This is a genomic window from Vreelandella xerophytica, from assembly GCF_968048975.1.
This window is the reverse complement of the sequence record NZ_OZ309106.1, coordinates 2,210,240-2,230,658: the sequence shown is the minus strand read 5'-3', so window position 1 is coordinate 2,230,658 and position 20,419 is coordinate 2,210,240. Positions and strand designations below refer to the sequence as shown.

Here is a 20,419-nt window from a genome sequence, read left to right as displayed (position 1 = left end):
GAAAGCTCCTTTTGAATCAATAAAAAATCAAGAGAAAAATGCAAGTGGCCAAAGGGTGATGGCGGGAACGCTCATGACGAGCAGCATCACGAGGACGTTGGCCAGAAGAAACGGCAGCGCCCCGCGGAAGATACGGCCGATAGAAAGTCCGGTGATCGATGAACAGACGTTCAGGCACATGCCGACCGGCGGCGTCACAAGGCCGATGGCCAGGCCGCTGATCAAGAGCACTCCGAACTGCACCGGCGAGATGCCGGCAGCTACGAGAATCGGCAGCACGACCGGGGTGATCAGCAGAATGGCCGGGGTGACGTCGACGAAGGTGCCGATGAACAGAATGGCCATCGCCACGACCAGAAGCAGCATGAAAGGCGAAAGTTCGAGTGCGCCGAGGTAGCTTGCGAGCAGTTGCGGGATCTGCTCCATGGTCAAAATCCAGACATAGAGCTGGCTCATGGCGATGATGATCATGACCGTGGCGCTGGTCATCACCGCCGAGCGCAGAAGCGCAGGCAGGTCCTTGAACGTCAGGCTGCGAAAGACCACCAGTCCCAGAAACAGGGCATAGCCGACCCCGATCGCCGCCGATTCCGTAGCCGTGGCCACACCACCCACCACCGCGCCCACCACGAAGACCGGGATCAGCAAGGCAAGTACCGCACGCTGGATGACCAGACGCTTCTCGGCGCCGCTCAGGCCCGCATGGGCGCGTGGGTAGCCGTGACGACCCGCCATGAAGGCGATGACCGCCATCATGAACGCCCCGATCAACAGACCCGGTACGAGGCTTGCCAGGAACATCGTGCCGATGGACTGCTGGGCGGTGACCGCATAGATGACCATGGGCACGCTCGGCGGAATGATCATGCCCATGGTGGAGGAGGCCACCGTGATGCCGCTCGCCGTCTCGATGGTGTAACCCTTGCGCGCCATTTCCGGAATCATGGCCGAGCCCACCGAGGCGGTATCGGAAACCGAGGAGCCGGAAATGCCGCCGAAGATCATCGACGTCGAGATGTTGACATGACCCAGCCCTCCCGGGAACCTGCCGACGAGCATCAGGCAGAAGTCGATCAGCCGAGCCGTGATGCCCGAGGCGTTCATGACCAGCCCCATCAGGATGAAAAGCGGCAGGGCGATCATGGTGTACGTGTCCATGCCTGATAGAACACGCTGGGGCAGTACGCCGATCAGGTTGGGCTGCAGGACAAGAAAGTAGAGCAACCCCGAAAGCCCCAGCGAATAGGCGATGGGGACGCCGATCAGCAAAAGCGCGAAGAGCGCGACCAGAAGCAGTGTCATGCCTGTGTCTCCTGTGCGTCGTCGTGTTGGGTGGAAGGGCGCTCTCCCCCGACCAGCACGGCCAAGGAAAACGCGATGACCAGAACGGCACCGATGGGGACGCTGATCTGAACCACCCAGTTGGGCACGTCGAGCACCGCGGAGCGAAACCGACCTACCTGGCCAATCCAGTTGAGACTCAGCCAGGCAAGGTAGCCGTTGAACGCGATGACCAGTAAATGGCGTAGACCATCGACCCACTTGAAATAGCGAGGCGGCAGGCGCTCGACGAAGACGCCGATACGGATGTGCTCGCCGCGCAGAATGGCGGCCGAGGCGCCCAGGGCCGTGGAATAGACGAATAGAAAGCGCATCAGCTCTTCGGCGCCGGCAAAGCCGATACCCAAGAGATAGCGCAGCAGCACCAGCGTGAAGCAGAGCAGAAAGATCGCCGCTACCAGCGCGGCGATCAGGTTCTCTATCAGGGCGGCGAAGCGCCTGACGACACGCATACGGTCAGGGTGGGCTGCCGTTTCCTGCAACGGCGACGGCCGTGTCATCAATCCTGCTCCTCGGCGTGGCCGGTTTGGGTCAGCACGTCATCGAGCTGTTCACGGCTAAAATCGCCACGCTCGACGAAAAAGTCCCAGACGGGCATTACGGCATCGACAAAGCCCTGACGTGCCTCGTCACGGAGTTCATTGATCGCCATGTGCTCGCCGAGCGTTTCGAGGTAGTTTGCCTCGGAGGCGAGCCAGAGTTCGTTGGAATGCGCCATGGTATCCCGGGCCACCTCGTCGACGAGCGTCTGCAGATCTTCGGGAAGTTGGTCGTACCACTGCGCGCTGATGAAGAACGGATCAGGATGGATCTGCCAGTTCAGCAACGTCAGGTACTCCTGGGCCTCATAGAATTTCATGTCGGCGATATTGGAGGGCGGGTTCTCCTGGCCATCCACTACGCCGGTACGCAGAGCCATGTAGGTTTCGGTATAAGGCACCTGCTGGGGCGAGGCACCCAGGGTCTCGAAGGCGCGCAAGGTAGGGGCAAGTGGCGGCGTACGGATCTTCATGCCACGCAGGTCGGCTACCTCGTTGACGGCGCGCACGTTGTTGGTGAGCTGGCGCATCCCGCCCGCCACCCCGGTCACTGGAATATGCAACTGACTCGCACGGGCCTCGGTGTCGATCGCCTGCCCAAGCTCGCTTTGCATCACTTCGATGGCTTCTTCCGGCGTCTCGAAGAGAAAGGGCATGGCATAGATCAGGTAGGCCGGGTTGGCCTGAGCGAAGAGCCCACCGCGATAGCCCTGGATGAGACCCATCTGGACCTGCTGGAGAACGTCCTCTTCCTTGCCGAGCGTGCCATTGAAATAGAGCTCGACGGCGATACGTCCATCGCTGCGCTCCTCGAGCGTCTCCTTGAAGAAGCGCATGGACTCCGAGCGCGGCGCATCGTCGGTTTGCGAGTGGGCGTACTTGAAGGTGTAGTCCGCTGCGAGAAGCGGAAAGCTGGCTCCCAGGGCAAGCGTGGCAAGGGCTGACAGGTAAAGGCGCATGACAAACTCTCCAATGGCGTTATTGTGATGTTGTTGTAAAGCTTTTCTCAAATATAAAAGTGTTTTTTATATTTGATGTGGGGATAGCTTAGCGGTATTGGTTGCGAGGTCAATTGAGACATTGGTCGATGGCCTGGCCTTGCCTCAGGCATAAAAAAAGCGCCCGAAGGCGCTTATCCAGATCGCTAGCTAAATGAGTGGACTACGTCGCTTTCCACGCCTCTTCATTCACCAGGCTGATCGGCCGCTCGCCCTGTAATGCCAGACACACGTTATCCACCGCGCGTTGGGCCATGGCGTTGCGGGTTTCAAGCGTGGCCGAGCCGATGTGGGGCAGGGCGACCACATTGGCCATGCCGGGCAGCGGCGAGATGTCGGAAAGCGGCTCCTGCTCGAACACATCCAGGCCTGCTGCGTGAATGACACCGCTTGCCAATGCGTTGATCAAGGCGCCTTCGTCCACCACCTTGCCCCGGGCAATATTGATCAGAATCCCCGTGCGCTTCATCTGGGAAAGCTCTTTCTCGCCGATGAGCTTTTCGGTCTCCTCCGTCAAGGGCACGGTCAGGCAGACGAAATCCGACTCGGCCAGCAGTGCCTCGAGTTCGCGCCGCTCGGCGCCCAGCTCTTTTTCGGCATCAATCTTGGGTGAGGCGTTGGAGTAGAGCACCTTCATGCCAAACCCCAGCGCGCCGCGCCGGGCAATGGCCTGGCCGATGCGCCCAAAGCCCACCATGCCAAGCGTCTTGCCGTGAACATCGCTACCGTAAAGCTCGGGGCCGATGCTTGCCTCCCAGGCACCGGCCTTGACCCAGGTGGCCAGTTCCACCACGCGTCGGGCGGTCGCCATCAGCAGCGTAAAGCCGGTATCGGCGGTGGTTTCCGTCAGCACGTCCGGCGTATTGCAGAGCAGAATGCCCCGCTTGGTGAGTTCCTCCACCGGAATAGTGTCGTAGCCCACGGAAATGGTGGCGACCACTTCAAGATTGGGCGCGGCATCGAGCAGTTCGGCGGTAATGGGCAGGCCCGAGCCGATGAGTGCGTGGGCATCCTGAAGGGCTTTTGCAACCTTCGGCTCGTCGAGATCCAGAGGTTTGGCAAGCTCGATCAAGTGAAAATGCTGCTCGAGTTCACCCCATTGGGCGTCGCTGAGATTTCCCATAACGATGACGGTTTTACTCATGCTGTCTCCTTGGCGTGCATTGTTTTAGAAGGATTTAGCTTTTGGTGAATCCAGTTTCAGGCGGATTCAAGCGTCTGGAGCTGCTCGCGAGTGGGCAGGCCCTCCATGTCGCCGACCACCTGCACTGCCTGGGCGCCCACCAGATTACCGCGCTTGAGCGCTTGCTGGGGCGTCAGGCCATCCAGCAGAGCGCTGATCGTGCCTACCGCAAAGCCATCGCCGGCACCCACGGTATCCACGACGTTGGCCACCGGCTGACCCGCCACGTGCAGACTTTCGAGTTTCCCACCCAGGTGGCCCCGATAATAGCTGCCTTCGGGTCCCAGTTTGATGATGGTGGCTTTCGCGCCGCGCGCCAGATAAAAATCGGCAATGGCTTCCGGTTCCTGCTCGCCAGTCAGCAAACGGCCCTCGGAGAGGCCGGGCAATACCCAGTCCGCATGGCGGGCAAGCTCGTTCAAGGTATCACGCATGGCGTCTTCGCTGGGCCATAGTGAAGGGCGCAGGTTGGGATCAAACGAGACGCTTGCCCCGGCGGCGCGGGCCTTCTGCATCAAGTGACGCGTCAGCTCAAGCGCGCTTTGAGACAGCGCCGGGGTAATGCCCGTGGCGTGAAGATGTTTGAGCGCGCCGAAATCGACGTCTTGCGCGTCATCGACGTCAAGGTGGCTCGCGGCGCTGCCGCGGCGAAAATATTCCACCCGCGGGTCGGCGCCGCCCTCGGCGCGCTCCTTGAACATCAAGCCGGTGGGATGCTGGGTGTCGGTGTGAATGTAGCGCGCGTCGATGCCTTCCGCCTCGAGCGTCTGGCGAATGAAGTCACCGAAACTGTCCTGACCCACGCGGCTCAGCCAGCCGACCCGATAGCCAAGCCGGGCCAGGCCGATGGCAACGTTGTTGTCCGCTCCGGCCAGGCGGCGATGAAAATGCTCGATGGATGAAAGCGGCCCCGGTGTGTCGGCGACCAGCATTCCCATGGCTTCGCCAAAGGTCAAAATGCGGGGGGAGGAAGGTGACGATGTGTGGTTAGCCATGCAAAGCTCCAGAAGTGAACAGATTATCGGGTAAAACGGTGCTTCCCCGGGCGAATAAACGGGGTGGGTGGCGATAGCAGAGCGAGGCCTCCGGTGCCAGCAGGCGATTGACCGCGGCGTGGCTGATCGCCTCGGTCGGCTGGCCAAGCGTGGTAATGCCCGGGGCGACCAGCGCGCACCAGTCAAGTTCGTCGATGCCCATCAACCCCAGCGGGCCCAGGGGCACATTCAGCTGTTGAACGGCTTTGGCCACCTCGAGCGTGGCGGTGCCGTTGGCGCAGAGCACCGCGCAGGGCGCCTGGGGGTTATCGATGAGCGTGCCTAGCGCCTTCACGATAGCGCTTTGGCCGAGCAAGGTGAGAGTGTCGGCTTTCAGATTGCGTTCGGTACACTGCTGTTCAAAGCGGGCGAGCCGCTCCCGGCGGGCGCTGGCATCTTCGGGAGCATTACTCACGTATAAAAGCGAGCGATACCCCCGTGCGGTCAGGTGATCCAGCGCCATATCGATCGCCAGGGCGTTATCCAGGCCAATGGCCTCATCATCGACATTTCGGATCTCACGATCCAGCAGAACCACCGGTACGCCGCTGCGCTTCATGTGGAGCAGCTGCGACTCCGGTTGGCCTGCGGCGTTGATGATCAAGCCCTCCACCTGGTAGCCGGCCAGAAGTTCCAGGTGGCGCTGTTCCTGAGCGGGATCGTTATCGGTGTTGCACACGATCAATGAGTAGCCGTGAAGGCGGGCCGCCTGCTCGACGCCGTGGGCGATCGCCACCGAAAACGGATTGCGGATGTCCGCCACCAGCATGCCCAGAAGTTTCGAACCGCCGCCTTTCAGCCCTCGCGCCATCTGGTTGGGTTGATAGCCAAGCGCCCGGGCCGACGCTTCAATTCGCTCGCAAAGCGCCTTGGATAGCTTGTTGCGCTCGGGCCCGAAATAGCGCGACACGCTGGTCTTGGAGGTGTCGGCATGTCTGGCCACCTCGATCAGGGTGGCACGTGGCATCGTAGGGGGCATGAAGTGCCTTTACAGGTGCGCATGTTCAGCGTGATGGGAACGTTCCCATGGAGGCTTTCAAAATAGTGGTTTTCAAGGGCGAAGACAACATCACCCAAAGTGGTAGAGTGGTTGTCTCGACATGCGAGGGCGACCAGGCCCGGCAGAAAAGCCGCCAGGTGACGGACGACGCCTTCTTTGCCGGTATGCCGGCAGGCGTGCAGATAGCCGGCCGCCGGGGCGAGGACTGGCAACTGATGCAACTGGCCTACGCTCTCGAGCAGCAGGAAAACTGGCAGAAGCACCTGCCTTGGCAAGCGTTCCGCGTCCGAGCAGGGTAGACTACGCGCTTTTACCTGAAGCGATGCCCGTGGCATGCCAACCCCTTATGAATTGACCCGTGCAGGCGATCGTTACTTTGACGGTCTGGTCGACAAGTTTTCCCGTTCGCTCTACCAGGCGCCGCGCGGCGAGCTGCGCCTTGCCATGCTCGATTACCTGCTGCCGCAAATGTTGCGCCTGGATCAGCAGCCCGTGCTGGATATCGGCGGCGGACTTGGCCAACAGACGGCCTGGTTTGCCGAGCGCGGCCATTTAGTCACCATGACCGAGCCCTCCCCGGATATGCTCGACTACGCCCGGCAGTGGCACCGTGAGGCAAAAGGCCTGCCTTCTGAATCGATCCGCTACATACACGCGCCCTTGCAGGCACTCGTGGATGAGGCCCCCGGCCCCTGGCCGCTGATTACCTGCCACGCCGTACTTGAGTGGTTGGGTGACCCGCGCGCCGCGATAACCACCCTGGCCGGCCTGCTGGCGCCCGGCGGCCAGCTTAGCCTGATGGTGTTCAATCGTGATGCGCTGCGCTTTTCCAACGCGGTGAAGGGCAACCTAAAAAAGGCCTTGAGCGATCAGCTGGAGGGAAAGGGCAAGCGCCAGCGGTTGACGCCGATTTCACCCGTGACCCACGCTGAGATTGTCCGTTGGGCGCAGGAGTGCGGGCTTGAACTGCAAGACGTTGCCGGTATCCGCATCTTTCAGGACTACTTACGTGCGCCCCCTGCCAATGAAGAGGAACAGGCCACCCTGCTGGCGCTGGAGAAGCAGTACTGCCGCTTTGATCCGCACTGGCGCATGGGGCGCTATCTGCTTTACACCTTGACCAGACCCGAGGCCCATCCATGAGTGCTCAACTGCCCACCTGCCAACTTCTCGAGCGTTACTACGACCAGCACGCCGAGCTTTGCCCCATCGCGCCAGCGCAGGATGCCTGGTTGCTGAATCGCTCAATCACCATGATCAGCGACAACGTCGCGCTGCGCACGGTCTGGCAGGCCCAACAAAAGAAAGCTCAAAGCCCCTTCGATACCGATATCGACCTGGCGTCGGGGCAGGTGGTGCTTTTCTGGCCCAAGGCGCACCAGCTGGGCATCTGGTGGCTACAGTGGCTATGTCAGGTGCTGCCGGAAGACACGGCGGTGGACATCGTCGGTGAACACCAGGGCGGGATCAAGCGCGTGCCGCAATTTCTGGCCGAGCAGGGCATGCGCTGCGACAAGCTGGATAATGCCCGGCGCTGTACGCTTTTCACCACGCGTACCGTCGCGGCAAGCAACCCGGACGCCGCCTGGACGACGTTCCAGGCGGAAGATCTGACGCTGGTCAGCCACCCCGGCGTCTTTGGTCACGGCAAGGTGGACGAAGGCACCAGGCTTTTACTGGAGCAGTTGGCAAAGCTGCCGTTCAAAGCGCCGCTGCGAGTGCTCGACATGGGCTGCGGCGACGGCATCATTACCGCCTGGCTTGCCAGGCGTGGACATCAGGTGACCGCGGTGGACGTCAGCGCCTTTGCGGTCAAGGCGAGCCAGCGCACGCTGGCGGCGAACGAGCTGGATGCCCGGGTGCTTGAGAGCGATGTCTACGCCGCGCTTGAAGGCGAGCGCTTCGATGTGATCGTGAGCAACCCGCCCTTTCACCAGGAGCGCGATATCGCCTATGGGCCAAGCGCTACTCTGATCGAACAGGCATTGGAGCACCTGACCCCCCGAGGCCAGCTGATCCTCGTGGCGAACGCTTTTCTACCCTATCCGCCTTTATTGGAGCGGGCTTTCAACGACTTCGAGACCCTTGCCGACAACCGGCGCTTCAGGGTGTACCTGGCCCGCGGCCAGCGTCGCTAATCTGTGTGGCTAGAGCGAGCGCAAACTATCTGCGGCCGGTGATCTATCAAAGCCCGGCGTAGCCGATACGCGTCACGGTATAGAACGTCTCGCCGTTGGGCGTAAGCACCGTGACCTCGTCATCAACTCCTTTGCCCAGCAAGGCTTTTGCCATGGGTGCGTCGATGCTGATCCAGCGCTTTTGAGGGTCGATCTCGTCATGGCCGACGATGCGAAGATCGAGCGTTTCGCCGTCGTCATCCTCCAGGCTGACATACGCCCCAAAAAAGACCTTGCCGGTATCCGCCGGTAGCCGGTTCACCACCTGAAGCTCGTCAAGGCGCTTGGTAAGGTAGCGAATACGCGCGATCACGCGGTTGAGTTCTTTCTTGTTGTAGGTGTAGTCGGCGTTTTCGGAGCGGTCACCGAGGGCGGCCGCTTCGCCCACCTTGGTGGAAAGCGCGGGGCGCTTCACCCTCGAGAGATGATCGAGAATGCCCCGCAACCGGGCGGCGCCCTCAGGGGTGATCAGGTTGCTCTTGGGTTCCTGGCGCGGGTCCTTGGCCGGGTCGCGCCAGCGAGTCATGTTGCGGCCTTTCATGGTGGTTCACTCCTTGCGGTTAGGGGGCCAAGCTTACGCGAAAGCATCAGAGCGACTCAAAACGATCAAGCCACTGGCGAGTCATTCAAACGTTCGTTACATTATCCCGGAGGGCGAGTGTATCAAGCCGCCCTTCACCAACTTTCGAGCAGGCGACAAAAACAACCAAGGAGCTTTCTATGCACACCCCATCTTCTCGCTGGGTTCTGGCCTTGACACTTGCAGGAGCACTCGCGCTCTCGCCGCTGGCAGTCAGCGCCTACCAGGACGAGCTGTTCTCTTTGAAAAATCGCTGGGAACATACGGTAACGGAGCTGCCGGCCAATCAGCGCCAGGGCACGCTACAGGCGTTAAGCGGTGAAGCACAAACGCTTGCTGAGCAAAATCCTGACGAGGCCGATGTGCTGATATGGCAAGGTATCATACTCGCCTCCTACGCTCGCGAGCGAGGCGGGCTCGGGGCGCTGGGAACTGCCAAGGAAGCTCGCGATGTGCTCGAACGCGCGGTTCAACTCGACCCGCAAGGCGGCAATGGCTCGGCCTACGTGACGCTGGGCGCGCTTTACGACCGGGCGCCGGGTCGTCCTCTTGGTTTTGGCAACAGCGATACCGCCGAGCGCATGTTCCAGCGTGCCCTTGAAATTCGCCCGGACGGCATCGATGTCAACTACTACTACGCCGCCTTTCTGAAAGAAGAAGGTAATGCCCAAGGAGCACGGGAACATGCCAGCCGCGCGGTGAACGGTACCGCCCGGGAGAACCGTCAGCTTTCCGATGAAGCGCTTCGCCGGGAAGCCGAGGGGTTCTTGCAAACCCTTTGACCCAGCGAATTGGCATTCCCGGTACCAAGCATTGATAATAGAGCGATTGTGTCAACCGGGAGTGCCTTATGGCGTCCAGTCCCCTTTTGCCGCCTGTCTCCTCACTGGCGGTTCCAGAATTCGACCGCTCAGACGTGACGCTTGAAAAGCGTGAGACGTTGTATCAGGGCTTTTTTCGCCTTGAGGAACTGACGCTTCGCCATCGCCTTTTTGACGGTGGCTTTAGTCAGAGCATGCGCCGCGAAATTCATAGCCGCTTTGATGCGGTGGGGGTGCTGTTGTACGACCCTCATCGCGATGCGGTGGTGCTGGTCGAGCAGTTTCGCGCCGGCGCGATCGACGACCCGCGTTCGCCCTGGAAGCTGGAGCTGGTGGCGGGGCTGATCGAAAAGGATGAATCCCTGGAAGAGGTGGCCCGGCGCGAAGCGCTTGAAGAAGCGGGCTGCGAAGTCGGCGCGCTCACCCGGCTGCACACCTATTATCCGAGCCCGGGGGCCTGCAATGAACGCGTGACACTTTTCTGCGGGTTGGTGGATACCCGGGGAATAGGCGGTATCCACGGCCTCGATGAAGAGCATGAGGATATTCGTGTCCATGTCGTCAGTTTTACCACCGCCTGGGAGCTTCTTGCTCATGGCCGGCTCGACAATGCCATGTGCTTGATTGCGCTTTACTGGCTGGATGGCAAGCGCGCATCGCTTCGCGCCGCCCCCCATCAAGTACCCATCCCCAGCGAATTCCAAAGGAGTGAAGATGGCTAGAACCGCCTACGTCACCGACTTAAGATCCTTGCAAGGGGAATGCAGTGCCAACTACGCCCGCCTGCTTCGCCTGGTGGGCAACATGAGTGCGGGTCAGCAGCGCGATATTGCCTTGCACAGCGACGACCAGCACCTGGGTGATCTGCATCTGAAGGTACTGGAGCAGGCCCCTTACACCACGATGGTCGAAATCACCCAGAGCGGGCCGCTGGATGGCGTGCTGGAAGGCCCCAAGATGCGCGTTCATCTTTACCACGATGTTCGTATGGCCGAGGTGACCGATTTCCAGCGCGAACGCCACTTCAACGGGCGCTACCGTTACCCCAACGCCAAGATGCACCAGCCCGATGAAAAGCTGCAGCTCAACCGCTTTCTGGGCGAATGGCTGGCCCACGGGTTGGCGTACGGTCATGCTTACGATATTCCCGAGCTTCCCTGATGCGTTTGATTCAGATTACCGACGCCCACCTTCATGCCGATAAAAACGCCCGTTCTCGAACCGGCGTTCCCTGGCGCCAGTTCGAGCGCGTGCTCGACCAGGTGATCAGCGAGCGCCCGGACATCGTGCTGTTCAGTGGCGATATCAGCCAGGATGAGACCGCCGTCTCCTATGCGCTGGCCTGTGAGGCGCTTGAGCGCTTGCCGTGTCCCTGGTTCTGGATTCCGGGGAACCACGACCAACCTGAGCTGATGGCCGAGTGCCACCCGCTTCTGGCCGAGGTCGAGCTGGGCGAGTGGCGTCTGCTGCTGCTGAATACCCGGGTAAAAGGCCAGCCTTTCGGAGAGCTGGGCGCCGAGCAGTTAGGCGCGTTCATCGAGCGCCTTGAACAAAGCGACAAGCCGACGCTCATTGGCCTGCATCACCCGCCGGTCGAGGTAGGGGCGGCCTGGATGGATGCGATCGGCCTCAAGGACCGCGACGCCTTCTGGCAGTCGATCAGCGCCTACCCTCAGGTCAAGATCGTGCTGTTTGGTCACGCGCACCAGGCCTTTGCCCAGCTGCATTGCCTGGGTGATACCCACTTGGGAGTCTACGGCTGCCCGGCCATGGCGGACCAGTTCATGCCCCAAGCGCCGGATTTCGCGATCGATCAGGCCTCCCGCCCGGGGTACCGCGTGGTTGAGCTGCGAGGCGATGAATGGCAAACCTGGATAGAACGAGTCGATATCTAAGTTTGTTTAATTCCTGTGTTCTGCATAGATCTTAAAATCATAAAAAAATATTTATTAATTCTTTCGAGTTATTAAATTTAGACGTTACCCTACTTCCATTGACGATAATCAGGCAAACACCGTTTGCAGGCACTCTGGTGTTTCGAGAAGGCCGATGCCTCAAGAGGCCGATGTTTCAAGAGGGAGTAGGCAATGACCCAGTTTTCAGCTCCGCCGAGCAGTGAGCGGCGCGAGACGTCCATCGCGATCGACGGGGCGCGGCTGACGCACCTCAAGCAGCTCGAGGCCGAGTCGATCCATATCATCCGTGAAGTTGCCGCCGAGTTCAGCAACCCGGTGATGATGTACTCCATCGGTAAAGATTCCTCGGTCATGCTTCACCTGGCACGCAAGGCGTTTCATCCGGGGCCACCGCCGTTTCCGCTGCTTCATGTGGATACCACCTGGAAATTTCGTGAAATGATCGAATTTCGTAACCGCATGGCAAGCGAGGCGGGTATGGAGCTTCTGGTACACACCAACGAAGAGGGGCGGGCGGCCAATATCAACCCCTTCGATCACGGTAGCGCCAAGTATACCGATATCATGAAAACCCAGGCGCTCAAGCAAGCGCTGAACAAGTACGGTTTCGACGCTGCCTTTGGCGGAGCGCGCCGCGATGAGGAAGCTTCGCGCGCGAAAGAGCGGGTCTACTCGTTTCGCGACAAGTATCACCGCTGGGACCCCAAGAGCCAGCGCCCGGAGCTCTGGAACGTCTACAACGCCAAGGTCAACAAGGGCGAATCGATTCGCGTGTTTCCGCTCTCCAACTGGACGGAGCTGGATATCTGGCAGTACATCTATCTGGAGTCGATCCCGATTGTGCCGCTTTACTATTCAGCCAAGCGTCCGGTGGTGGAGCGCGACGGCATGCAGATCATGGTGGATGACGAGCGCATGCCGCTGGCACTGGGTGAAACCCCCGAGCAGAAATCGGTGCGCTTTAGAACGCTGGGCTGCTACCCGCTGACCGGTGCGGTGGAGTCAGAAGCGGCCACACTGCCCGAGATCATCCAGGAAATGCTCTTGACCCGCACCAGTGAGCGCAGCGGTCGCGCCATCGATCGCGACCAGGTGGGCTCCATGGAGAAGAAAAAGCGCGAGGGGTACTTCTGATGTCTCACCAGTCCAGTTTGATCGCCGATAATATCGAGCAGTACCTGCACGAGCACGAGAACAAGGACCTTTTGCGGTTCATTACCTGCGGCAGTGTGGATGACGGCAAATCGACGCTGATCGGCCGCTTGCTGCATGACTCCAAGATGATCTTCGAGGATCAGCTCGCGGCGATTACCCAGGCTTCCAGGACCAGTGGCACCACTGGCGATACGGTGGATCTGGCGCTGCTGGTCGATGGGTTGCAGTCCGAGCGAGAGCAGGGCATTACCATCGATGTAGCCTACCGGTTCTTCTCCACCGACAAGCGCAAGTTCATCATCGCCGATACCCCGGGCCATGAGCAGTACACGCGCAACATGGCTACCGGTGCCTCCACCGCAAGCCTGGCGATCATCCTGATCGATGCGCGCTACGGCGTACAGACTCAGACAAGGCGCCATAGCTTTATCGCCGATCTTCTCGGCATCCAGCACCTGGTGATCGCGGTCAACAAGATGGACCTGGTGGAGTTCTCGCAAGAGCGCTTCAATGAGATCGTGCGCGAATACCAGGCGTTCGCCACCAACCTGAATGCGCCGGATATCCGCTTCGTGCCGCTCTCGGCGCTTGACGGCGATAACGTCGTCAACCGTAGCGAGCATACGCCCTGGTACTTCGGTGCGGGCTTCGAGGGCAAGACCCTGATCGAGCTTCTGGAAAGCGTCGAGCTGAGCCATGATCAAAACCTCTCGGATCTTCGCCTGCCGGTGCAGTACGTCAACCGGCCCAATCTGGACTTTCGCGGCTACTGCGGCACGCTGGCAGCGGGCATTCTGCGTCCCGGCCAGAACATCAAGGTGCTGCCGTCGGGCAAGGTTTCCAGAGTCGAGCGAATCGTTACCTTCGAAGGCGACCTGAGCGTGGCTTACCCGGGGCAGGCGATCACCGTCACCCTTGAGGATGAAATCGATATTTCTCGAGGGGATTGGCTGGTTCAGGCCGAGGCGGACGTACCGTTGTCCAACACCTTCACGGCGGATATCGTCTGGATGCACGAAGACCCGTTGGTGCCAGGTAAGCTCTACGACTTCAAGCTGGCCACCAGGGATCTTTCCGGGGAGGTGCGCACCATCGACTATCAAGTGGATGTGAATACACTGGAAAAGCATTCGGCAGCCTCGCTCGAGCTGAACGCCATTGCTCGCTGTGAGGTGGAGCTGACCGCCAGGGTTCCCTTGGATGACTACCGCAGCAGTCCGGGTACCGGCAGCTTCATCATCATCGACCGTCTGACCAACGTGACCGTGGGCGCGGGAATGATTCGCGGCGTCGCCAGCGCGCGTGAAAAAGTTGCCGCTACCGACTGGGCCGCTTTCGAGCGCGACCTCAACGCGCTGGTGCGCAAGCACTTTCCTCACTGGCAGGCGAAGGATATCAGCAAGCTCTTCTGACAGATCTTCTGACAAGAGACATCTGAACGTTGACCGGCCTTCTCAGGGGCCGGTTTTTTTGTACAAGTATCAATGCGCTTGGTAACAGGTCTGATTGAGTGCTGACGCTTGACGATTGTACAAGATAAGCCACACTAGTAAGGCGTTGTACGGTATTACCGTGCGCATTTTCATCACGAAAAGGAGAGCTTGATGAGTCAATCACTGAACGGTAAACGCGTTGCGATTTTAGCCGCAGATGGTTTTGAAGAGTCTGAACTGAGTGTTCCCCGCGCCTCGATGCAGAAAAACGGTATCGAGGTTCACGTGGTCACCCCAGACGGTAAAGGCATTCGCGCCTGGGCTGAAACCGATTGGGGCGACACCTACGAGGCTGACAAGGCACTGAGCGATGTGTCCGAATCCGATTATCATGCGCTGATGCTGCCGGGCGGTCTTTTCAATCCCGACGAGCTTCGCATGAACGAAAACGCGCTAAGCTTCGTCAAGGCCTTCTTCCAGGCGGGCAAGCCGGTAGGCGCGATCTGCCACGCCCCGTGGATTCTCATCAACGCAGGCGTCGTAGAAGGCCGTCAGATGACCTCGGTTCACAGCGTCGCTCAGGACCTGCGCAACGCCGGTGCCAACTGGGTAGACGAAGCGGTAGTCTGCGACGAAGCGCTGGTGACCAGCCGGACCCCGCAAGACCTGGACGCCTTCTGTTCCAAGCTGCTTGAAGAGATTCAAGAAGGAAAGCATTCAGGCCAGCACGCCTAATGGCGTGGTACCATCAGTGGGCAAGCTTCGCCAAGCGGCTTGTCCACGTTGTCGCCAAGCCCATGAAGCGCGACAGTGGCCGCGGGGGGATGGTGGTTCATCCCTACCGCGGCTACGGGTCGCAAAAGGAAGTATTCGTCATGGGGCGTGTATTTCGACAGGCGGCGCTCGGTCGTGCCATCCCCCGACGCGGCATGTTGCGGGATACGGCCGATGTCGCCCGGCGTATCTTTCGCCGGGGTTTGAAGGAAGCTCAGGTCGACCTGAGCATCGGCAGCAATACCTTGTCGATGACGACAGACCGGGATGGCTATTTCGATGCCCACCTTCCTATCGAACACGACCTGCCCATCGATGTTTCCTGGCACCGTGCCGATATTCTGGTTCGCGCCGAAGGCCAGCAACCCATTCGTACCAGCGCGGAAGTCTATGTACCGCCGCCTGAAGCGGATCTTCTGGTAATCAGCGATATCGACGATACGGTCATGTTCACCGGTGTAGCTGAAAAGTTGAAGATGCTGTATCGGCTATTCGTTCGCAAACCTCATCGACGCACCGCCTTTCCCGGTGTGGCCTCCCTCTATCAGGCGCTTTATCGCGGTATGAGTGAAAAGGCCGAGCGGCCCATTCTTTACGTCTCCCGTGGCCCTTGGGCGATTTATGAAATGCTAGAAGCCTTCTTCCAGTTAAACCGCATTCCCGTAGGACCCATCCTGTTTCTACGCGAATGGGGAATTTCCTGGCGCAAGCCCTGGCCACGCAAGGCTGAGGATCACAAACGCGATCTGATCGACCGAATGCTGGGTCTTTACGACAACATGCCCTGCATACTGATTGGCGATAGCGGCCAGCACGACCCGGAAGTCTATACCGAAGTGGTAAAAGCCTATCCGGGACGCATCAAGGCGATCTACATTCGCCGTGTGGATAAAGACCCGAAGCGTCAGGCAGCGATCGAACGGCTTCGTGACGAACTTGCCGGCACCGACTGCGACCTGATACTCGCCGCCGACAGTATCTTGATGGCCGAACACGCCTTCGAGCAGGGACGAATCTCGCCACGTGGTCTGGAAGCCGTCAAGCGCGATGTCAACGAGCACCTCAAGGAAGAAGCTGAAGAAGCGGGCGTATAGCGTTTCTGATGGTCCGTGCGCCCGGCGGGCTTGCATGGTACAACTAGTGGTCTTGACCCGCTGGGTGATCGAGCATGATTGTACTTCTCATAGCGCTGGCGCTGGCCATCTTCATATTACCCAACCTTTGGGCGCAGTGGGTGTTGAAGCGTCACACCCGCGGGCGCGATGATTACCCGGGTACCGGCGCGGAATTGGCCAGCCATCTTTTGCGCCGGTTCAACCTTGAAGGGGTCACCGTCGAGCGAAGCGAGCAGGGCGATCATTATGATCCGCTGAAACGAGCCGTGCGCCTGACGCCGGAAAACTTCGATGGGCGCTCACTCACTGCCGTAACCGTTGCTGCCCACGAAGTGGGCCACGCCCTGCAGCATTTCGAGGGTTACGCGCCGCTGATTGCCCGCAGCCGAATGGTAGGGGTCGCTCACAAGGCGGAAAAACTCGGTGCCCTCCTGATGATGGCTGCTCCTTTCCTGTTTCTGCTTACGCGTCTGCCCGGCGGGCTCGCCGTGGTAATCATCGTGGCCGTGATCAGCTTCGGCACCGCAGCGGTGGTGCATCTGGTGACACTTCCGGTGGAATTTGACGCCAGCTTCAACCGGGCGCTGCCACTGTTAAAGGACTACGTGCCACCCAACGACATGCAGGGCGCCCGCCACGTGCTGACGGCCTGTGCATTCACCTACGTGGCGGCGTCCCTTGCCAGTATCCTGAACCTGGGCCGGTGGCTGGCGATCTTGCGCCGTTAAACCTCTCTAACCCTCAGGCTTGTCGGCGATCACCACTGCGCGGCGCGGCGCAGGGTAGCCCTCAATCGTACGCGTGCGATCCTCGGGATCGAGAAAGTCTGCAAGCGACTGGTAGTGCATCCACTCGGTGGAACGCTGCTCATCCAGGGTGGTGGGCGCTTCATCCACCACGCGAACGTTGATGAAACCACAGCGTGCCAGCCAGTGGCAAAGCGCCTGGGAAGAGGGCAGGAAATAGACGTTGGGCATCGCCGCGTAGCGCTCGCCAGGCACGAACACCGTCTGCTCGTCGCCTTCCACTACCAGGGTTTCCAGAACCAGTTCGCCGCCGGGGGCGAGTGCCGCCTTGAGCTGGTTAAGGTGCTCGAAGGGCGACACGCGATGATAGAGCACACCCATGGAGAACACGGTATCGAAAAAGCCCAGGTTCTCCGGCACGTCCTCGATGCCCACCGGCAGAAAGTGGGTGCGATAGTGGTCGGCATCGCCGACAAAGTGGCGCACCGCCTGAAACTGCCAGTAAAACCGCGGCGAGGGGTCGATCACCAGCACGAACGCCGCGCCTTCACCGGCCATCCGCCAGGCGTGATAGCCGCTGCCGCCGCCTACATCGAGCACCTTGCGATACTTCAAGGGCGCCAGGTGCGGCGCCACGCGCTGCCACTTCCAGTCCGAGCGCCATTCGGTGTCGATCTCGATGCCGCCCAGGTTGAACGGCCCCTTGCGCCAGGGCGCGAGCTTTTTGAGCAGGTTGAAGCACTGGCGCCTCTGGCTCTCATTTAGTGCCATGTCCACGGTTACCGTGTCGCTCGTCAGCGATACCTCGCGCGGCTCGGGCAACTGCGGCAGCTTCTTGACCGCTTTTTCCCAGGCGGAAAGGTCGCCGTGGCGCTTTTTATCGAGCCCCTGGGCGAGCTGTTCGGGCAGGCGGGCAAGCCAGGTAAGCAGCGCGTCGTCCAGCGCCGCCTGATCCAGAAACGCCTGGTAGAGTGCTCGGTGATCCTCGGGTAATGGCACCTCAAGCCTCCTTGAACGCGATCAATGAGGCGAAGTTCAGATACTGAAACCAGGTCATCGACCTGGGGAAACCGGCGGTTTGCAGGCGCTGATGAAGCACGTCCAGGGAGTCCGGAATCAGCACGTTCTCGAGTGCGGTGCGCTTTTGGCTGATTTCCATATCAGAGTAGCCGTTGGCGCGCTTGAAGTCGTGATAGCGCTCGACCCGCCAGGCGTTGTCGCGTTCGTCCGGGTCAACGGTCTTTTCCGAGAGAATCAGCACGCCGCCGGGCTCGAGTGCGTCATAAAGGCGCGCCAGCAGCGCGTCGCGATCCGCCGGCGGCAGAAATTGCAGGGTGAAGTTCAGAATAATCATGCCCGAAGGCGCATACTCGAGGGTACGAATATCGTCTTCGATTACTGTCATGGCGTGGTCGGGGCACTCGTTCAGAAACGTCTGGCGCGCCTTTTCCACCATGGCGGGAGAAACATCGATACCGGTATAGCTGAATGCGTTGGCAGGCAAGGCGCCGGCCAGTGCCAGGCCCGACGCGCCAAGTGAGCAGCCCAGATCAAACACGTGGGCGCCGTGGCGCAGATGGCGCTGGGCGATCAGGCTCAACATGCCGAGAATCTGGCCGTATCCTGGCACCGAGCGGCGAATCATATCGGGAAAGCACGCCACCACCTGCTCATCGAAAGAGAAGCGGGCCACCCGGTCAAGGGGTGTCGAAAAGATAGCGTCACGGTAAGATGCGTTACTCATGGGCAAGCCAGGATAAAAAGTGGAGGTTGCGTAGTTTACGCGCCCTTGGCAAAACGGAACAGACCCAGGCTTTGAGATCCGCACCACTTAAGAGGGCAAACGGCTTTGGCAAAACACGACACTCCCGACACGCTACCCGCATGGCAAACGCTCAACCAGCATGCCCAGACCCTCAGACAAGTGCATTTGAAGCACTTGTTCGGCGAAGGGGAGTGCCGCTGGCAGACGTTCACCCGCGAGGCCAACGGCCTGACGCTGGATCTTTCCAAGCAGCGCTTTGATGACGATACGCTGGAGCATCTGCTCGCCCTGGCCGAGGAGGCCGGCGTGCCCGGTGCCATCGAGGCGCTTTTAAGCGGCAAACGGGTCAATACCAGCGAAAACCGCCCGGCTTTGCACACGGCCCTGCGCCTGCCGGCCCAGGCCACGCTCGAAGTGGAAGGCGAGAACGTTGTCACTGCCGTGCACGAAAGCCTCGATGCGATGGAGCGGCTGGTGTCAAGGCTACACGCGGGCCAGTGGCGGGGCGCGACCGGCAAACCGATTCGTCACGTGGTCAACTTGGGAGTAGGCGGCTCGGATTTGGGCCCGCTGATGGTCACCCACGCGCTAGCCGACTACCGGCCCGACGACATTCACCCGGTCGAGGTTCACTTTGCCTCGACCATGGATGGCTCGCAGTTGGCGGATTATCTCGCCCGCTTCAACCCGGAAACCACGCTGTTCATTTTGTCGTCGAAGTCGTTCACCACCATCGATACGCTTTCTAATGCCAACACCGCCAGGGACTGGCTGCTGGGCCGTTTGGCCGAACACGACGAAATGATCGGCGCCAAGCCCTTGAGCGCTGAGCTGATCGTTCGCCAACACTTCATCGGCGTCTCGGCAAGCCCGGAGAAGATGTGTGAGTGGGGAATCGCGGCGGATCACCAGTTGATGTTCTGGGAGTGGGTCGGCGGGCGCTATTCGCTCTGGGGCACGATCGGGCTGCCCATCGCGTTGATCGTCGGGATGGAAAACTTTCGCGCGCTGCTGGCCGGCGCCCACGAGATGGATCGTCATTTTCGCGACGCTCCGCTCGAGCAAAACCTGCCGGTCATGCTGGGGCTGGCCGGCATCTGGAACGTCAACTTTCTGGATATTCGCGCCCACTCGATTCTGCCTTATGACGGGCGTCTTGAGTACTTCGCCGCCTATCTCGAGCAGCTCGAGATGGAATCCAACGGCAAGTCCGTCACGCGCCAGGGCGAAAGTGTGAACTACTCCACCTGCCCGGTCCTTTGGGGCCAGCTTGGGCCGAACGCCCAGCACGCGTTTTACCAGCTCTTGCACCAGGGCACCCAGCCGGTGGTGTGCGACTTTATCGCCCCGCTCAAGCGCTACGACGAGGTCGAAGACCCGGACACGAAGCGCCTGCTCAAGGCGCAGCACCGCCTGTCGCTGGCCAACTGCTTCGCGCAGTCGCGGGTGTTGATGCTGGGTGACGACGCCGTCGACGAAGACGGCACCCCCCCGGCGCACAAGCGCTACCGGGGGAATCAGCCCTCTACCACGGTGCTGATGGACGAGCTGACGCCCAAAACCCTGGGCGCGCTGATCGCGCTTTACGAGCACAAGGTGTTCGTTCAAGCGGTGATTTGGGACATCAACCCGTTCGACCAGTGGGGGGTAGAGCTTGGCAAGGAGATCGCCAAGGACACCCTGGCGACCATGGAAGGCAAGGGCGATGTTAGCCGCCTGGACGCCTCGAGCCAGGGGCTCATCAAGGCCTTTTGGGCGGCAGAGCAGGGCGGGGAGTAAACGCCCACGGGTGTGTGATTACTCGCCGCCGGCTTTAACGCCGCGCTAGATATGGCTGGATAT

Annotated in this window: 22 protein-coding genes; 13 read left to right on the top strand and 9 right to left on the bottom strand. The window is 60.3% G+C overall.

Going from position 1 to position 20,419, the window contains the following annotated elements:
• Positions 1-27: 27 nt before the first annotated feature.
• The 6 genes from ACWF8S_RS10625 to ACWF8S_RS10600 all read right to left on the bottom strand — a co-directional run bounded on the left by ACWF8S_RS10625 (position 28) and on the right by ACWF8S_RS10600 (position 6,074).
• Positions 28-1,302, bottom strand: a complete 1,275-nt coding sequence (locus ACWF8S_RS10625; RefSeq protein WP_447553290.1) for a TRAP transporter large permease — start codon at positions 1,300-1,302, stop codon at positions 28-30.
• Positions 1,299-1,841 (bottom strand): TRAP transporter small permease, encoded by a 543-nt coding sequence (locus tag ACWF8S_RS10620; protein ID WP_447553289.1) that lies wholly within the window; start codon positions 1,839-1,841, stop codon positions 1,299-1,301. The genes ACWF8S_RS10625 and ACWF8S_RS10620 overlap by 4 nt, the downstream gene beginning before the upstream one ends.
• Positions 1,841-2,839, bottom strand: a complete 999-nt coding sequence (locus ACWF8S_RS10615) for a TRAP transporter substrate-binding protein (protein WP_447553288.1) — start codon at positions 2,837-2,839, stop codon at positions 1,841-1,843. The genes ACWF8S_RS10620 and ACWF8S_RS10615 overlap by 1 nt, the downstream gene beginning before the upstream one ends.
• Positions 2,840-3,041: 202 nt before the next feature.
• Positions 3,042-4,022, bottom strand: coding sequence for a 2-hydroxyacid dehydrogenase (locus ACWF8S_RS10610; protein ID WP_447553287.1), 981 nt, complete (start codon positions 4,020-4,022; stop codon positions 3,042-3,044).
• Between the two features lie 56 nt (positions 4,023-4,078).
• Positions 4,079-5,056 carry a sugar kinase gene (locus ACWF8S_RS10605; protein WP_447553286.1) on the bottom strand — a complete coding sequence of 326 codons (978 nt, stop codon included), beginning with the start codon at positions 5,054-5,056 and terminating at the stop codon, positions 4,079-4,081.
• Positions 5,049-6,074, bottom strand: coding sequence for a LacI family DNA-binding transcriptional regulator (locus ACWF8S_RS10600; RefSeq protein WP_447553285.1), 1,026 nt, complete (start codon positions 6,072-6,074; stop codon positions 5,049-5,051). Before ACWF8S_RS10600 ends, ACWF8S_RS10605 begins: the two co-directional genes overlap by 8 nt.
• 107 nt (positions 6,075-6,181) lie before the next feature.
• Between ACWF8S_RS10600 and ACWF8S_RS10595 the strand changes: the two genes are divergently transcribed.
• Genes ACWF8S_RS10595 through ACWF8S_RS10585 form a run of 3 tightly spaced genes read left to right on the top strand, consistent with a single transcriptional unit; the run spans position 6,182 to position 8,233 of the window.
• A complete protein-coding gene (locus ACWF8S_RS10595) occupies positions 6,182-6,394 on the top strand; it encodes a hypothetical protein (protein ID WP_447553284.1) in 213 nt (70 codons plus the stop codon).
• A 34-nt stretch (positions 6,395-6,428) separates the two neighbouring features.
• On the top strand, positions 6,429-7,238 hold the full coding sequence (locus ACWF8S_RS10590; RefSeq protein ID WP_447553283.1) for a methyltransferase domain-containing protein: 810 nt from the start codon (positions 6,429-6,431) through the stop codon (positions 7,236-7,238).
• On the top strand, positions 7,235-8,233 hold the full coding sequence (locus ACWF8S_RS10585) for a methyltransferase (protein ID WP_447553282.1): 999 nt from the start codon (positions 7,235-7,237) through the stop codon (positions 8,231-8,233). Before ACWF8S_RS10590 ends, ACWF8S_RS10585 begins: the two co-directional genes overlap by 4 nt.
• Positions 8,234-8,279: 46 nt before the next feature.
• On the opposite strand, the gene greB is transcribed toward ACWF8S_RS10585, so the two are convergent.
• A complete protein-coding gene (gene greB, locus ACWF8S_RS10580; RefSeq protein WP_447553281.1) occupies positions 8,280-8,813 on the bottom strand; it encodes a transcription elongation factor GreB in 534 nt (177 codons plus the stop codon).
• A gap of 179 nt (positions 8,814-8,992) precedes the next feature.
• On the opposite strand from greB, the gene ACWF8S_RS10575 reads away from it, so the two are divergent.
• The 9 genes from ACWF8S_RS10575 to ACWF8S_RS10535 all read left to right on the top strand — a co-directional run bounded on the left by ACWF8S_RS10575 (position 8,993) and on the right by ACWF8S_RS10535 (position 16,794).
• Positions 8,993-9,634 carry a TRAP transporter TatT component family protein gene (locus ACWF8S_RS10575; protein WP_447553280.1) on the top strand — a complete coding sequence of 214 codons (642 nt, stop codon included), beginning with the start codon at positions 8,993-8,995 and terminating at the stop codon, positions 9,632-9,634.
• A gap of 68 nt (positions 9,635-9,702) precedes the next feature.
• Positions 9,703-10,395 carry an NUDIX domain-containing protein gene (locus ACWF8S_RS10570; protein WP_447553279.1) on the top strand — a complete coding sequence of 231 codons (693 nt, stop codon included), beginning with the start codon at positions 9,703-9,705 and terminating at the stop codon, positions 10,393-10,395.
• Positions 10,388-10,834, top strand: a complete 447-nt coding sequence (locus ACWF8S_RS10565) for a DUF1249 domain-containing protein (protein ID WP_447553278.1) — start codon at positions 10,388-10,390, stop codon at positions 10,832-10,834. The genes ACWF8S_RS10570 and ACWF8S_RS10565 overlap by 8 nt, the downstream gene beginning before the upstream one ends.
• On the top strand, positions 10,834-11,568 hold the full coding sequence (locus ACWF8S_RS10560) for a metallophosphoesterase (protein WP_447553277.1): 735 nt from the start codon (positions 10,834-10,836) through the stop codon (positions 11,566-11,568). The genes ACWF8S_RS10565 and ACWF8S_RS10560 overlap by 1 nt, the downstream gene beginning before the upstream one ends.
• A 192-nt stretch (positions 11,569-11,760) precedes the next feature.
• A complete protein-coding gene (gene cysD, locus ACWF8S_RS10555; RefSeq protein WP_447553276.1) occupies positions 11,761-12,723 on the top strand; it encodes a sulfate adenylyltransferase subunit CysD in 963 nt (320 codons plus the stop codon).
• Complete coding sequence (gene cysN / locus ACWF8S_RS10550; RefSeq protein ID WP_447553275.1) at positions 12,723-14,156, top strand: sulfate adenylyltransferase subunit CysN; 1,434 nt, start codon at positions 12,723-12,725, stop codon at positions 14,154-14,156. The genes cysD and cysN overlap by 1 nt, the downstream gene beginning before the upstream one ends.
• A gap of 192 nt (positions 14,157-14,348) precedes the next feature.
• Positions 14,349-14,912: a type 1 glutamine amidotransferase domain-containing protein gene (locus tag ACWF8S_RS10545; protein ID WP_447553274.1), complete on the top strand. Its 564-nt coding sequence runs from the start codon at positions 14,349-14,351 to the stop codon at positions 14,910-14,912.
• A complete protein-coding gene (locus tag ACWF8S_RS10540; protein WP_447553273.1) occupies positions 14,912-16,045 on the top strand; it encodes an App1 family protein in 1,134 nt (377 codons plus the stop codon). The genes ACWF8S_RS10545 and ACWF8S_RS10540 overlap by 1 nt, the downstream gene beginning before the upstream one ends.
• 74 nt (positions 16,046-16,119) lie before the next feature.
• On the top strand, positions 16,120-16,794 hold the full coding sequence (locus ACWF8S_RS10535) for a zinc metallopeptidase (RefSeq protein WP_447553272.1): 675 nt from the start codon (positions 16,120-16,122) through the stop codon (positions 16,792-16,794).
• 6 nt (positions 16,795-16,800) lie between these two features.
• Here the strand turns inward: ACWF8S_RS10535 and cmoB are convergent, their stop codons facing one another.
• Together cmoB and cmoA are read right to left on the bottom strand one after the other, a co-directional pair.
• On the bottom strand, positions 16,801-17,811 hold the full coding sequence (gene cmoB, locus ACWF8S_RS10530) for a tRNA 5-methoxyuridine(34)/uridine 5-oxyacetic acid(34) synthase CmoB (protein WP_447553271.1): 1,011 nt from the start codon (positions 17,809-17,811) through the stop codon (positions 16,801-16,803).
• Position 17,812: 1 nt separating this feature from the next.
• A complete protein-coding gene (cmoA, locus tag ACWF8S_RS10525; protein WP_447553270.1) occupies positions 17,813-18,556 on the bottom strand; it encodes a carboxy-S-adenosyl-L-methionine synthase CmoA in 744 nt (247 codons plus the stop codon).
• A 105-nt stretch (positions 18,557-18,661) separates the two neighbouring features.
• On the opposite strand from cmoA, the gene pgi reads away from it, so the two are divergent.
• Positions 18,662-20,356: a glucose-6-phosphate isomerase gene (gene pgi / locus ACWF8S_RS10520; RefSeq protein WP_447553269.1), complete on the top strand. Its 1,695-nt coding sequence runs from the start codon at positions 18,662-18,664 to the stop codon at positions 20,354-20,356.
• Positions 20,357-20,419 lie beyond the last annotated feature (63 nt).